At 55.5% G+C, this 13,349-nt stretch carries 15 protein-coding genes; 6 read left to right on the forward strand and 9 right to left on the reverse strand.

The genetic code is table 11. The features are described from left to right. The first annotated feature begins 10 nt into the window (after positions 1-10). The 4 genes from potH (at position 11) to rlmC (ending at position 3,499) form a co-directional block, all read left to right on the forward strand. Entirely contained in the window at positions 11-934 is a 924-nt protein-coding gene (gene potH / locus RT340_RS09070) for a putrescine ABC transporter permease PotH (protein WP_313375499.1), read from the forward strand. Beyond that, positions 931-1,776 (forward strand): putrescine ABC transporter permease PotI, encoded by an 846-nt coding sequence (gene potI / locus RT340_RS09075; protein WP_097119348.1) that lies wholly within the window; start codon positions 931-933, stop codon positions 1,774-1,776. The genes potH and potI overlap by 4 nt, the downstream gene beginning before the upstream one ends. A gap of 73 nt (positions 1,777-1,849) precedes the next feature. Beyond that, positions 1,850-2,314 carry a YbjO family protein gene (locus RT340_RS09080; protein ID WP_097119347.1) on the forward strand — a complete coding sequence of 155 codons (465 nt, stop codon included), beginning with the start codon at positions 1,850-1,852 and terminating at the stop codon, positions 2,312-2,314. 48 nt (positions 2,315-2,362) lie between these two features. Continuing rightward, positions 2,363-3,499 carry a 23S rRNA (uracil(747)-C(5))-methyltransferase RlmC gene (gene rlmC / locus RT340_RS09085; RefSeq protein WP_211728159.1) on the forward strand — a complete coding sequence of 379 codons (1,137 nt, stop codon included), beginning with the start codon at positions 2,363-2,365 and terminating at the stop codon, positions 3,497-3,499. 63 nt (positions 3,500-3,562) lie between these two features. Here rlmC and artJ (RT340_RS09090) read toward each other — a convergent pair whose 3' ends face one another. From artJ (RT340_RS09090) to RT340_RS09115, 6 genes are all read right to left on the reverse strand, one after another. Then, entirely contained in the window at positions 3,563-4,294 is a 732-nt protein-coding gene (artJ, locus tag RT340_RS09090; protein ID WP_097119345.1) for an arginine ABC transporter substrate-binding protein, read from the reverse strand. 186 nt (positions 4,295-4,480) lie between these two features. Further along, positions 4,481-5,149, reverse strand: coding sequence for an arginine ABC transporter permease ArtM (artM, locus tag RT340_RS09095; RefSeq protein ID WP_097119344.1), 669 nt, complete (start codon positions 5,147-5,149; stop codon positions 4,481-4,483). A 3-nt stretch (positions 5,150-5,152) separates the two neighbouring features. Next, positions 5,153-5,866, reverse strand: a complete 714-nt coding sequence (artQ, locus tag RT340_RS09100; RefSeq protein WP_097119343.1) for an arginine ABC transporter permease ArtQ — start codon at positions 5,864-5,866, stop codon at positions 5,153-5,155. A gap of 6 nt (positions 5,867-5,872) precedes the next feature. After that, entirely contained in the window at positions 5,873-6,604 is a 732-nt protein-coding gene (artJ, locus tag RT340_RS09105) for an arginine ABC transporter substrate-binding protein (protein WP_313375480.1), read from the reverse strand. A gap of 15 nt (positions 6,605-6,619) precedes the next feature. After that, entirely contained in the window at positions 6,620-7,348 is a 729-nt protein-coding gene (gene artP / locus RT340_RS09110) for an arginine ABC transporter ATP-binding protein ArtP (RefSeq protein WP_313375482.1), read from the reverse strand. Between the two features lie 239 nt (positions 7,349-7,587). Further along, positions 7,588-8,127: a lipoprotein gene (locus RT340_RS09115; RefSeq protein ID WP_160832417.1), complete on the reverse strand. Its 540-nt coding sequence runs from the start codon at positions 8,125-8,127 to the stop codon at positions 7,588-7,590. Positions 8,128-8,224: 97 nt separating this feature from the next. Here RT340_RS09115 and RT340_RS09120 point away from each other — a divergent pair, with 97 nt between their 5' ends. Together RT340_RS09120 and RT340_RS09125 are read left to right on the forward strand one after the other, a co-directional pair. Beyond that, on the forward strand, positions 8,225-8,545 hold the full coding sequence (locus RT340_RS09120; protein WP_100702561.1) for a heavy metal-binding domain-containing protein: 321 nt from the start codon (positions 8,225-8,227) through the stop codon (positions 8,543-8,545). Continuing rightward, the gene (locus tag RT340_RS09125; protein WP_160832419.1) at positions 8,545-9,369 is read left to right on the forward strand and encodes an N-acetylmuramoyl-L-alanine amidase; all 825 of its coding nucleotides are present in this window, start codon (positions 8,545-8,547) and stop codon (positions 9,367-9,369) included. The genes RT340_RS09120 and RT340_RS09125 overlap by 1 nt, the downstream gene beginning before the upstream one ends. 147 nt (positions 9,370-9,516) lie before the next feature. Here the strand turns inward: RT340_RS09125 and ltaE are convergent, their stop codons facing one another. The 3 genes from ltaE to RT340_RS09140 form a co-directional block, all read right to left on the reverse strand. After that, the gene (gene ltaE / locus RT340_RS09130; protein ID WP_097119339.1) at positions 9,517-10,515 is read right to left on the reverse strand and encodes a low-specificity L-threonine aldolase; all 999 of its coding nucleotides are present in this window, start codon (positions 10,513-10,515) and stop codon (positions 9,517-9,519) included. A gap of 69 nt (positions 10,516-10,584) precedes the next feature. Beyond that, positions 10,585-12,306, reverse strand: coding sequence for a ubiquinone-dependent pyruvate dehydrogenase (gene poxB, locus RT340_RS09135; RefSeq protein WP_211728203.1), 1,722 nt, complete (start codon positions 12,304-12,306; stop codon positions 10,585-10,587). 110 nt (positions 12,307-12,416) lie between these two features. Then, on the reverse strand, positions 12,417-13,313 hold the full coding sequence (locus RT340_RS09140) for a lysine exporter LysO family protein (RefSeq protein ID WP_166936476.1): 897 nt from the start codon (positions 13,311-13,313) through the stop codon (positions 12,417-12,419). Positions 13,314-13,349 lie beyond the last annotated feature (36 nt).

Below are 13,349 nucleotides of genomic sequence, written 5' to 3' on the forward strand. Positions count from 1 at the left end.
CGAGCCGGAAGTGGTGGGCACACCGCTGCAGCGCTGGGGCACGCGCATTAAAATGCTGCATGGCCGCAAGCTGGTGATCGCCTTGCCTTATCTTTGGCTGATCCTGCTGTTTCTGCTGCCGTTCCTGATCGTGCTGAAGATCAGTTTCGCCGATATTGCGCGTGCCATTCCGCCTTACACCGATCTGGTGACCTGGGCCGATGACCAGCTCAATCTGGTGCTGAATCTCGGTAACTACATCACGTTGACGGATGATCCGCTGTATGCCGAAGCCTATCTGACTTCACTCAAGGTGGCGGCAATTTCTACCGTGATCTGTCTGCTGATCGGATATCCACTGGCGTGGGCGGTAGCGCACAGCAAACCTTCAATGCGCACCATCCTGCTGTTGCTGGTGATCTTGCCCTCCTGGACCTCGTTCCTGGTGCGCGTGTACGCGTGGATGGGCTTGCTGAACAACAACGGCATTCTTAACCGCTTCCTGATGTGGCTGGGGGTTATCGATCACCCGCTGGTGATTCTTTACACCAATACCGCGGTGTATATCGGCATTGTTTACTGCTATCTGCCGTTTATGGTGTTGCCGATCTATACCGCGCTAACCCGTATCGACTACTCGCTGGTCGAGGCCTCACTGGATCTGGGCGCGCGTCCGCTTAAAACCTTCTTTAGCGTGATTGTGCCGCTGACCAAAGGCGGGATTATCGCCGGTTCGATGCTGGTGTTTATCCCGGCGGTAGGGGAGTACGTGATCCCAGAACTGCTGGGAGGGCCGGACAGCATCATGATTGGCCGTATTCTATGGCAGGAGTTCTTTAATAACCGTGACTGGCCGGTGGCTTCAGCGCTGGCGGTGATCATTCTGTTGATTTTGATTCTGCCGATCATCTGGTTCCATAAGCATCAAAATCGTGAGTTAGGAGAGAAGGAATGAATCAGTTACCGACCATTCGCTCTCCATGGCGTACGGCGATTTTGGCCGCATGCTTCCTGTTCCTGTACGCGCCGATGCTGCTGCTGGTGGTTTACTCCTTCAACAGCTCGCAGTTGGTCACCGTGTGGGAGAGCTTCTCATTCCACTGGTACAAAGTGCTGTTCCAGGACGATGCGATGCTGGATGCCGTTGGCCTCAGCCTGACTATCGCCGCGCTCTCGGCCACCATGGCGGTGGTGTTGGGCACTATGGCGGCGGTGATCATCGTGCGTTTCGGCCGTTTCCGTGGGCATAGCGGTTTTGCATTTATGCTCACTGCACCGCTGGTGATGCCGGATGTGATCACCGGGTTGTCACTGCTGCTGCTGTTTGTAGCAATGGGCAACACCTTTGGCTGGCCGAGCGATCGCGGCATGCTCACCATCTGGCTGGCGCACGTTACCTTCTGTACCGCTTATGTGGCGGTGGTGATCAACTCCCGTCTGCGCGAGCTGGATCGTTCCATCGAAGAAGCGGCAATGGATCTCGGGGCGACGCCGCTGAAAGTATTCTTCGTGATAACCGTACCCATGATTGCTCCGGCAATTGTCACCGGCTGGCTGCTGGCCTTTACGCTGTCACTCGATGATCTGGTGATTGCCAGCTTCGTCACCGGGCCAGGCGCTACCACGTTGCCAATGGCGATCTTTGCTACCGTGCGACGCGGCGTCAATCCAGAGATCAATGCGTTAGCCTCGTTGATTTTGTTTGTCGTCGGCCTGGTCGGTTTCATCGCCTGGCGCTTTATGGCGCACGAAGAAAAGCAACGTTTACGCGATATTCAGAAAGCTAAACGTGGCTGAAAGCCGTAACATTTGCCAATATAAGAACGGGCCGGTTTAATGGCCCGTTTTTTTATGGTTACGGAGTCAAACCATGTCGGAAACCCTCAAAAACGCGATGGCAAATTCTACGCCTGCACCGGTGATGGTGGCGGGGATCGCCATTATTGCCACGCGCTGTCTCAGCGTGCTGATGCTGGCCAATGAACTGGGTTACGACGAAATGGCTAACTTTGTCCACCGTAGCGCGCAGGCGTGGGATTCCACGCTAATTTTTATCGCCAGTCAGCTGATCTTTCTGTTTGAACTACGCTGTGCCTTTACCCTGTTGCGCGGTAGCAATCGCGGACGATGGGGTTATGTGATGGCGCAAATTATCGTGCTCGGTTATATGCTGATGGCGTCCGTTGGGTGGATCTACCCGGAAATCTTCAGTATTCCCGGTGAGACTAATGCACAGATCATTCATCACACGCTGATGCAGAAAGTGCCGGATGCGCTGGTGGTACTGCTGTTGTTTGTGCCGGCCAGCAGTCGCGCATTTTTCCGCGCCCGGTGATACAATCTGCCCCCGATTTTTCTCCCGATTCTGAATACAGGCCTTTCCATGCATTGCGCGCTTTATGATGCCGGTCGCTGTCGTTCGTGCCAGTGGCTGGAGAAACCCTATCCGCAGCAGCTCAGCGAGAAGCAGTCGCTGCTCGAGCAGTTACTGTCGCAGACCGCGGTGGCTGAGTATTTACCGCCGGTAACCTCCGCGCTGCAGGGTTTTCGTAATAAAGCCAAAATGGTGGTGAGCGGCAGCGTTGAGCGGCCGATTTTTGGCATGGTGGCGCGTGATGGCGATCCAGTTGATCTGTGTGATTGCCCGCTCTATCCCGCCAGCTTTGCGCCGGTGTTCGATGTGCTGAAACCCTTTATTGCCCGCGCCGGATTAACGCCCTACAACGTGGCGCGAAAACGCGGTGAACTGAAATTCTTGCTGCTGACCGAGAGTTCGCAAGGTGGCATGATGCTGCGGTTTGTGCTGCGATCCACCAGCAAGCTGGAGCAGTTGCGTGCGGCCTTGCACTGGCTGCAGCAGCAATTGCCGCAACTGAAAGTGATCTCCGCCAACATCCAGCCGGTGCATATGGCGATTCTGGAAGGGGATGAAGAGATTGCGTTGACGCCGGATCAGGCGCTGGCGGAGTGTTTCAATCAGGTGCCGCTGTATATTCGCCCGCAGAGTTTCTTCCAGACTAACCCGCAGGTCGCCGCCGATTTGTATGCCACGGCGCGTGATTGGGTCGCGGAGCTGCCGGTGTCCAGCATGTGGGATCTGTTCTGCGGCGTGGGCGGTTTCGGCTTGCACTGTGCCACGCCCGAGATGCAGCTGACCGGTATTGAGATCAGTGCGGAAGCCATTGCCTGTGCGCAGCAGTCGGCTGAACAGTTAGGACTCGATAAGGTGAGTTTCGCCGCGCTGGATTCGACCCACTTCGCCACATCGCGTGAGCAGGTGCCACAGTTGGTGCTGGTCAATCCGCCGCGTCGCGGGATTGGTGCTGAGCTGTGTGCTTATCTCTGTGAAATGGCGCCAGACTACATTCTCTATTCAAGCTGCAATCCCAGCACGATGGCGCAGGATATTGCACGTCTGGCCGATTACGCGGTGAGCCGCGTCCAGCTGTTTGATATGTTCCCGCACACCGCACATTTTGAAGTTCTGACATTACTGATTAAGAAGGGTGGAGCCACGTAGCCACCGCCTGAACGGAGGACGTGCAGAACCTGTCAGGTGGCACGCCACGAGGCTCCATAATGCTTATTCCGGGAACCACTTCTGGTTGATTTGCTGCCAGGTGCCATCGGCTTTCAACGCCACCAGCGCGTCATTCATCTCTTTTAACAGCGCTGCATTGCCTTTACGCACCGCAATGCCTAAGCCGGTGCCGAAGTATTCGGTATCGGTGATATGTTCACCCACTGGGCTGAGGTCTTCATTGGCTTTTAGCCACTGATTGACCACCGCACTATCGCCAAATACGCCGTTCAGGCGACCATTTTTCAGATCGAGAATCGCATTCTGATAGCTGTCATAGGCCACGGCGATCACTTCAGGATGTTTCTCCAGCAGGTATTTCTGATGCGTGGTGCCATTCTCCACGCCGACACGCTTGCCTTTCAGTTGGCTGAAGTCGGTGTACTGGCCTTTATGTGCAATCACAATCGCGGAATTTGCGTAGTAGGGCTGAGTGAAATCGACCTGTTTGCTGCGCTCGGCGGTAATATCCATACCCGAGATAACCGCATCATAACGACGGAACTTCAGCGAAGGGATCAGACTGTCAAACGCGTTATTGGTAAAGGTGCAATCCGCTTTCATTTGCTGGCATAAGGCTTTTGCCAGATCGATATCGAAGCCAACGATTTGGTTGTCGTGGTCGAGGGATTCAAACGGGGGATAGGTCGCAGAAGAGGCGAAGCGGATTTTTTCCGCCGCATAAGCATTCATTGCCAGTGTTGCCAGCGCCGCAGCAACAATCCATTTTTTCATTATGTGACTCCTGTAAACCATGCCAGAGATAGAACGGGTTACACGATGCCAGTAAATGAATTTATATGCAAATAATATGATTAAAAAATTACATGCGTTATTGGGGCGTAGCAGCGCGAGATATGACGCGTTTGTCCGCAGCACTTTCACCTCAGACAAACGCGATACTTCGCGCCACTACAACACTCAATTACGGTGTTCGAATGCCAATGCGCGCTTTTCGATTAAACGCATCATCAGCGTGAGCAAACCGTTGACCACCAGATAGATCAGCCCGGCAGCAGCATACACCGTGATGTCATAAGTGCGGCCATACAGCAATTGCCCATGCCCCATCACTTCCATTAGCGTAATGGTGTACGCCAGTGAAGTGCTCTTAAACACTAAAACGACTTCGTTAGAGTAAGAGGAGAGGGCGCGTTTAAACGCATACGGCAGCAGGATACGCAGCGTGTCTTTACGGTTCATCCCCAGCGCAGCGCAGGATTGCCATTGACCCGAAGGGATGGCGCGTACTGCACCGTAAAATAGCTGAGTGGTATAGGCTGCACTGTTGAGCGACAGTGCAATCAGCGCGCACAGCCAGGGCTGTGATAGCAGATGCCATAACCACGGCACGTTCTGAATGCTGGGAAACTGGCCGGGACCGTAATATATCAGGAAGATTTGCACCAGCAGCGGCGTGCCGGTGAACACCGTGATGTAGCCTTTCACCAGCCAGTTGAGCACCGGGACTTTCAGTGAGAGCACGATGGTACACAGCAGCGACAGCACCAGCGCGGCAATCAGTGACGCAATGGTTAAGGTCAGGCTGGTGTGCAGCCCTTTCAGGAGTTCGGGTAAGTAATCCAGCATGCGTCAGGCCCCCCGCTCGAAACGCGTGGTGCGTGATTCAATACGGCGCAGTATCGCCTGACTGAACAGCGTGATGATCAGGTAGACGGCCGCAGCCACCAGATACCAGGTAAAGGGTTCCTGGGTGCGTGTGGCAATGCTTTTGGTTTGCAGCATGATGTCATTCACGCTAATTAGCGACACCAGCGCAGTATCTTTCAATAACACCAACCACTGATTGCCCAGGCCCGGCAGCGCATGACGCCACATTTGTGGCATGATCAGGCGGAAAAAAATCGCCGATTTCTTCATACCCAACGCCTGGCCAGATTCCCATTGGCCGACAGGCACGGCTTTCAGCGCGCCACGCAGCGTTTGGGAGGCGTAGGCCGAGTAAAGCATTGCCAGGGCAATGACGCCGCACAGGAAAGGGCTGACGTCGAAGTTTTCAATCTGAACCTGCACGGGAATGCTAAACAAGCCCAGATTGATATGGAAGCCATCGGATAAGGTCAGTAGCAGCTGTGAGGCACCAAAGTAGACAAACAGCACCACCAGAATTTCCGGCAGGCCACGGATCAGTGTCACCAGCCCGGTACCGATCCACGCCAGCGGTTTCCAGCGGACGGTTTCCCAGCCAGCAAAAATCATCGCCAGCACAAGGCCGGCGATCAGTGCACAAACTGCAAGGCCGACGGTCATGCCGGCGGCGCTTGCGAGTGGAATCATTTCATTCATCAAAGATTACTGCTGGAACCATTTGTTGTAGATGGTTTTGTAAGTGCCGTCAGCTTTGATCTTCTCCAGAGCGGTGTTGAATTTGCCCTGCAGCTCACTGTTGCCCTGACGGACGGCGATACCCAGACCGGTACCGAAGTAATCTTTATCGGTCACTTTCTCACCCAGTGGTGCGAGGTTGGCATTCTGGTTCAGCCATTCGTTCACCACGGCGGTGTCACCGAATACCGCATCAATACGGCCATTTTTCAGGTCCAGAACCGCGTTCTGGTAGCTGTCATAAGGCACAACCGTGATGTCGTTGTGTTTATCAGACAGGTATTTCTGGTGCGTGGTGCCGTTCTGAACGCCAACGCGTTTACCTTTCAGCGCATCCACATTCGCCAGCTTGCCTTTCTGGGCAATAAAGATCGCGGAATTATCGTAGTAAGGCTTGGAGAACAGCACCTGCTTTTCACGCTCTGGGGTGATATCCATACCCGCCATCACGGCGTCAAAACGACGGAACTTCAGGCTGGGGATGAGGCTGTCAAATGCCTGGTTGGTGAAGGTACAGGTCGCATCAATCTCTTTACACAGCGCATTGGCCAGATCGACATCGAAGCCCTGAATTTTGTTGTCAGAATCCACAAATTCAAATGGAGGATATGAAGCTTCAGTGGCGAAACGCAGGGTCTGCGCAGCAGAAGCGCTGAGGCTCAGACCGGCAAGCAGTGCAGCAAGTACGACTTTTTTCATTAGATGCATCCTGACTTAGTGCGAAAGATAATGTGCAAACGCTTCGGTTTGCGGCTGTGTAAAGTGGCTGGCATCGCCTTGCTCAACGATATGGCCGTTCTCCATGTACACCACGCGGCTGGCGGTTTTGCGCGCCACTTCGACTTCGTGGGTCACAATCACCTGGGTGATCTGCGTTTGTGCCAGCGCACGAAGGATGCTGACGATCTGCGCGGTGATTTCAGGGTCGAGCGCGGCGGTGGGTTCGTCGAACAACAGCACCTGCGGCTCCATCATCAACGCTCGGGCAATCGCCACACGTTGTTGCTGGCCACCAGAAAGATGCAATGGAAAACGATCGGCAAAGGGGGTCAGACGCAGACGTTCCAGCAGTTTGTCGGCACGCGCACGCGCGGCGTCTTTGCTGAGACCGAGCACGCGGCACGGTGCTTCAATCAGATTCTGCACCACGGTGAGGTGAGGCCACAGATTGTATTGCTGGAACACCATGCCCACGTTTTGGCGCAGTTCACGGATTGCGCTGTCTGACGGCGCTTTGCTGAAGTCGAAGTGATTCCCGGCAATCTGCAGGCTGCCTGAACGCGGCTGCTCCAGCAGATTGAGGACGCGCAGGAGCGAACTTTTACCCGCGCCACTCGGCCCGAGCAACACCAGCGTCTCTCCCTGCGGACAAGCCAGGTTGATATCGAACAGTGCCTGATGGGCACCGTAAAAACAGTTTATGGCGTTTAGTTGAATACCCATGCGCAAAAAATGAATAGTAATTAGTGCCGCGAATCTTAACGTCACCAGAATAGTTATGCAATTGTGGTGGGTTAAAATTTATTAAACAGCAGTGAAGTCCCAAAAGCGTAGCACAATATCGCGCAGGTCAACGCCGGGAAGGGCTCGCTGGCTGCAATTTATTGATGAAAAATTAACAAAAAACGCCGCAAAGATGCGGCGCGCTTATGTTTAGAACTGAGTGCTGTAAAATTGAACAGCTATTTCTTCTCTTCCAGCAGCTGGCTGAGCGATCCGCCGCCTGCGTGCGGCCAGTCACCGACGTAACGAATATCATCCACCGCCCAGCAGGTTCCTTCGTGAATCATCAATACCTCGTCATGCCAGCTTTTGCCATCACGGCTCAAATCGACGCGCAGTGGGATGTTACGTGCATCGCGATTAGGAATGGTTGAGGCGCTGGCAACATCGGCGGACGTGGGACCCTGTGCGAGGCTGGAGAACAGATCGCCCTGGCTCCATGAGGCAGGTTTGCTGCTCTGCGTGCTGGCGCTCAGCAGTTTCTGATACAGGCGATCGCTCAGGTAAGGGCGATATTTCGCCAGCGCGGTGCTATCGGGCAGACCCTGGCTGGGCTGGCTGATGCGCAAATCGTAAAACTGCTGCGCGACGCTATCTGGGCCACCGTCGGCACAGCTGGCAGTGCGCGGTCCGTTATCCTTGATCACCGGTTCAACGGTGGTACAGGCACTGAGCAGTAACGCAGCGGGAACAAGCAGCGCAAAGGCATTGTTTCTCATCTCGATTTCCTTATTGTTCACTGGCAAAGCGTCATTTTTAGCATAGAGTATAGTCTTGCTTTTACGCCGTACGAGCTGTTCACCTCAGGAGAGAAAAATGAAATTTTCCACCACGCCCACCTTAGAAGGGCACAGCATCACTGAATATTGCGGTGTGGTTACCGGTGAAGCGATTCTCGGGGCCAACATTTTCCGTGACTTCTTTGCCGGGATTCGCGATATCGTCGGTGGTCGTTCCGGTGCTTATGAAAAAGAGCTGCGCAAAGCGCGACAGATCGCGTTTGAAGAGCTGGAAGAGCAGGCAAAGGCGCTGGGCGCGAATGCGGTCGTCGGCATTGATATCGATTATGAAACCGTGGGCAAAGACAGCAGCATGCTGATGGTCAGTGTGACCGGTACCGCAGTGATTATTCGCTGATGCGTTTTGCTGTTCTGTTGGCGCTGGCGTTTTTACTGAGTGCCTGTCAGTCGTCTGTTGAGCCGCGCAACGGCTACTGGGTCGATACCGCGCATCCGGCGCAGGGTGCGCGGCCACGCATTAAAGTGGTGGTGATCCATTATACCGCCGAAGATCTGCCATCCTCGCTGGCCACGCTCACCGATCGTGAAGTCAGTGCCCACTATTTGATCCCGCAGCAGCCGGCGCAAAAAGGCGGCCAGGGCGTCATCTGGCAACTGGTGCCGGAGCGCGAACTGGCGTGGCATGCCGGGCCGAGTTTCTGGCGCGGTGCGACCCGTATCAATGACACCTCGATTGGCATTGAGATCGTCAATCGTGGCTACACGCGGACATTAACCGGCGTGGAGTGGCAGCCTTTTACGCCCGCGCAAATCAGTGTGCTGGTGGCGCTGGTGAAAGATATCACGCAGCGTTATGCCATCACGCCTGAAAATCTGGTGGGGCACAGCGATATCGCGCCGCAGCGTAAACAGGATCCTGGCCCCCTGTTCCCGTGGCAGCAGTTGGCGCAGCAGGGGCTGGGCGCATGGCCCGATAGCGCCACCGTGCAGCGCTATCTCAATGGGCTCGCAGCGGATGCGCCCATCGATCAGGCCGAACTGCTGGATGTGCTGCAGCGCTATGGTTATGACGTCAATTCAGCGAATACCCCGACAATGCAGCGTAAGCTGATTGCGGCGTTTCAGATGCACTTCCGTGCGCGGGATTATCGAGGCATCGCCGATGCGGAAACGCTGGCGATAGCTCGGGCGCTGCTGGCGAAATACGGCGCAGCGCAGTGAAGAGACGGTGTATGGCATCGCCGATGCGGAAACGCTGGCGATAGCTCGGGCGCTGCTGGTGAAATACGGTGCGGCTGAAACAGGGCCTCGCGTTGGTGAGCTTGTGGATGGCCCGAAAGCCGTCCCTGCAAGACACTTTGCGGCCTGTTACGCTAAAAACGCCTGCCAGTGCGCAACCAGACGTTGTAAATCCTGGCGGCTGACATCGAGGTGGGTGGCAATGCGCGTGACCGGACCCACGCTCATCAGCACATCGCCGGAGTGCATCCAGCTTTTCAGTGCGTCAACCTGATCCGCCGGTACTTTCACAAACAACATGTTGGTGTGCTGATTCAGTACCTCAACCCCTATGGCGCTGAGCTGTTCAGCCAGCCACGCGGCATTGTCGTGATCTTCTTTCAGGCGCGCCACGTTGTGCTTCAGCGCGTACAGACCCGCCGCCGCCAGGATGCCCGCCTGACGCATGCCGCCGCCGGTCATCTTACGCCAGCGACGCGCCTGCTCAATGTAGGCTTCATCACCGCACAGCAGTGAACCCACCGGGGTGCCGAGTCCTTTGGACAGGCAGATGGTCAGCGTGTCGCAATAACGCGCGATATCCTTTAGCTCAACATTTTGCGCCACCACCGCGTTGAAGATACGGGCACCATCAATGTGCAGCGCCAGTTTGTGTTCGCGCGTTAACTTCCACGCTTGTTCCAGATAGCTCTGCGACAGCACTTTGCCGTGATGGGTGTTTTCCAGGCTCAGCAGGCGCGTGCGCGCAAAGTGGATATCATCGGGTTTGATAGCGGCAACGATATCCGCCAGCGGCAGCGACCCATCCTCGGCGTGCGAGATCGGTTGTGGCTGAATACTGCCCAGTACCGCCGCGCCACCCGCTTCGTATTTGTAGTTATGTGCCTGTTGACCGACGATATATTCATCGCCGCGCTGGCAGTGACACAGCAGCGCCACCAGGTTGGCTTGCGTGCCGGTCGGGAAGAACAGCGCTGCGGCTTTGCCACTCAGGCGGGCGGCCTCGATTTCCAGCGCATTGACGGTGGGATCGTCACGATAGACATCATCGCCAGTTTCGGCGGCCATCATCGCATCCAGCATGGCGGCACTTGGGCGGGTTACGGTATCACTGCGTAAATCGATCACATCGCTCTCCTGAAACAAAAAAGCGGGCTGAGCGCCCGCGTTGTGAGTTATCTGGCCTGGTTATCCGTTTTACCTCAGCCAGTTGGTTTTCGCCAGTTCAACAATCTCATCACCCCGTCCATTCAGAATCGCGCGCAGCATGTACAGGCTGAATCCTTTGGCCTGCTCGGCTTTGATCTGCGGCGGCATCGACAGCTCTTCCTTAGCGGTGATCGCATCGATCAGTACCGGGCCATCATGCGCAAACGCCTGTTCCAGCGCGCTGTTGAGTTCAGAGGCTTTCTCGACGCGAATGCCTTTAATGCCGCAGGCGGTGGCAATGGCGGCAAAATCCGGGTTCTCCAGATCGGTGCCGTCGGTAAGGTAACCACCGGCTTTCATCTCCATCGCCACGAAGCCCAGCACGCTGTTATTGAAGATCACCAGCTTCACCGGCAGTTTCAGTTGTGCCACCGAAATAAAGTCGCCCATCAACATACTGAAGCCGCCATCACCGCACAGCGCCACGACCTGACGCTGCTTATCGATTGCCTGAGCGCCGAGCGCCTGTGGCATCGCGTTAGCCATCGAACCGTGGTTGAACGATCCCAGCAAACGGCGCTTGCCATTCATCTTCAGGTAACGTGCGGCCCAAACGGTGGGCGTGCCGACATCACAGGTGAAAATGGCATCTTCAGCCGCGTAATGGCTGATTTGCTGCGCCAGATATTGCGGATGAATCGCCTGTTTATCATTGGCGGTGGCCAGCTCATCCAGACCTTTTCGCGCATCCACATAGTGTTCCAACGCGCTGTCGAGATGATGACGATCGTTTTTGCTGTTGAGCTGCGGCTGCAGCGCCTGCAATGTGGCTTTGATATCCCCAATCAGCGCCATATTGACATGGCTGTGTGCGCCAAGGCTGGCGGGATTGATATCAATCTGGATGATATTGGCATCAGCCGGATAAAACGGGCGATAAGGGAACTGTGTGCCCAGCAGCACCAGCGTGTCGGCGTTCATCATGGCGTGATAACCGGATGAGAAGCCGATTAAGCCGGTCATGCCGACGTCGTAAGGATTATCGTACTCGATGTGCTCTTTTCCGCGCATGGCATGCACCACGGGCGCTTTCAGCGTTTCTGCCAGCTTCACCACTTCTGCATGCGCGCCAGCACAGCCGCTGCCGCACATCAAGGTAATATTTTCTGCGTCGTTCAGCGTTTCAGCCAGGCGGGCAATCTCGCTGGCGTTGGGCACAATATGTGGCAACTGCGGTGAATACCATTCACTGCGTGCGCCTTCCGGTGCCGGTTTCAACGCCACATCGCCGGGAATGACAATCACGGATACACCACGATTAAGGATGGCTTTGCGCATCGCAATCCCCAACACTTGCGGCAACTGCTCTGGGTTAGAGACTAATTCGCAGTAATGGCTGCATTCGCGGAATAGCTCCTGCGGATGCGTCTCCTGAAAATAGCCGCTGCCGATTTCGCTGGAAGGGATATGTGCGGCGATCGCCAGTACCGGAACGTGGTTGCGATGACAATCGAACAGTCCGTTAATCAGATGGAGGTTTCCGGGGCCACAGGAACCGGCACATACCGCCAGCTCGCCGCTGATTTGAGCCTCAGCGCCGGCAGCAAAAGCCGCCACTTCTTCATGGCGCGTGGGCATCCATTCGATGGTTCCCATGCGGTTGAGGCTGTCGCTCAGCCCGTTGAGCGAATCGCCCGTCACGCCCCAAATGCGCTTTACGCCCGCATTTTCCAGGGTTTTGGCCAACAGTGCTGCCACAGTTTGCTTCATCATTCGCTCCTTTCTGGTGTTTTGCCATCCATCCCGATGGCGGAAACGTGTCAGTCAGAAAGCGTAGACGATGGAGACGACGCGCAGCCGTGAAAAAATGCGCTCTGCGGTCAGGCGGAGAACAACGCGATAAGAATCGGCGCTAATAAGCTCATGATAAAACCGTGCACGATCGCCGCTGGAACAATCTCCATGCCGCCAGTGCGTTGCAGAATCGGCAGGGTGAAATCCATTGAGGTGGCACCACTCAATCCCAGCGTCATGCTGCGCTGACGGCTGATCAGTAGCGGAATTAACATGATGGTGATCAGCTCACGCAGCAGGTCGTTAAAGAAGGCCGCGCTGCCAATCACCGGGCCGAAGGATTCGGTCATCAGAATACCGGACAGCGAGTACCAGCCGAAGCCACTGGCAAGCGCCAGGCCGGTTTTGATTGGCAAATCGAGCCATAATGCGGCCAGCATTCCGCCGATTAAGGCGCTGCACAGCGACACCGCGGCTACCAGCATGCCGCGACGATTGAGCGTAATTTGACGCAAGGTCATGCCGCTGCTGCGCAGTTGAATGCCGACCAGGAACAACATCAGCATCAGGGCATATTCACTGATGGTTGATGCGTGGCGCAGAATTGACCACTGGCTTAATCCCAACAGGAATCCGCCCAGTACCGAGCCGCACAGCTTGAGGGATTCCAGCGCCATGTGCAGACGTGAAGGCAGGGCTTGCTGCTTGTGCGGGTGATGCCACGGCACGCGCTTCTCCAGTAGCCAGAAAGCCAGCAGAGAACAGGCGAGAATGCACAACATACTGATCAACGCGGTATGAAAAATGGTGAGCAGATTACTGCTGAGGTTATCGAGGAAAGCGAGACTGGTGCCCATAAAAAACAGGATGATGTACACCAGTGCGCTCAGCATGCGGGCGACGCCGCGCAGCAGATTGGCACGGGTCACATGCAGTAAATAGCCAGCAATCAGTGGCAGCAGAATGATGATCAAGCCATACATAGCGCGTTTCCATCCGTGGGAGAGGGCCGCAAGCTA

Source organism: Pantoea sp. CTOTU50773 (assembly GCF_032082325.1).
Lineage (GTDB): Bacteria > Pseudomonadota > Gammaproteobacteria > Enterobacterales > Enterobacteriaceae > Pantoea > Pantoea communis.

Coding starts and splice junctions, on each gene's coding strand:
- rlmC (WP_211728159.1), top strand. CDS start 2,363: ATGCATTGCGCGCTTTATGATGCCGGTCGCTGTCGTTCGTGCCAGTGG.
- artP (WP_313375482.1), bottom strand. CDS start 7,348: ATGGGTATTCAACTAAACGCCATAAACTGTTTTTACGGTGCCCATCAG.
- artM (WP_097119344.1), bottom strand. CDS start 5,149: ATGCTGGATTACTTACCCGAACTCCTGAAAGGGCTGCACACCAGCCTG.
- poxB (WP_211728203.1), bottom strand. CDS start 12,306: ATGAAGCAAACTGTGGCAGCACTGTTGGCCAAAACCCTGGAAAATGCG.
- artQ (WP_097119343.1), bottom strand. CDS start 5,866: ATGAATGAAATGATTCCACTCGCAAGCGCCGCCGGCATGACCGTCGGC.
- potI (WP_097119348.1), top strand. CDS start 931: ATGAATCAGTTACCGACCATTCGCTCTCCATGGCGTACGGCGATTTTG.
- RT340_RS09080 (WP_097119347.1), top strand. CDS start 1,850: ATGTCGGAAACCCTCAAAAACGCGATGGCAAATTCTACGCCTGCACCG.
- artJ (WP_097119345.1), bottom strand. CDS start 4,294: ATGAAAAAATGGATTGTTGCTGCGGCGCTGGCAACACTGGCAATGAAT.
- RT340_RS09125 (WP_160832419.1), top strand. CDS start 8,545: ATGCGTTTTGCTGTTCTGTTGGCGCTGGCGTTTTTACTGAGTGCCTGT.
- artJ (WP_313375480.1), bottom strand. CDS start 6,604: ATGAAAAAAGTCGTACTTGCTGCACTGCTTGCCGGTCTGAGCCTCAGC.
- RT340_RS09140 (WP_166936476.1), bottom strand. CDS start 13,313: ATGTATGGCTTGATCATCATTCTGCTGCCACTGATTGCTGGCTATTTA.
- RT340_RS09120 (WP_100702561.1), top strand. CDS start 8,225: ATGAAATTTTCCACCACGCCCACCTTAGAAGGGCACAGCATCACTGAA.
- RT340_RS09115 (WP_160832417.1), bottom strand. CDS start 8,127: ATGAGAAACAATGCCTTTGCGCTGCTTGTTCCCGCTGCGTTACTGCTC.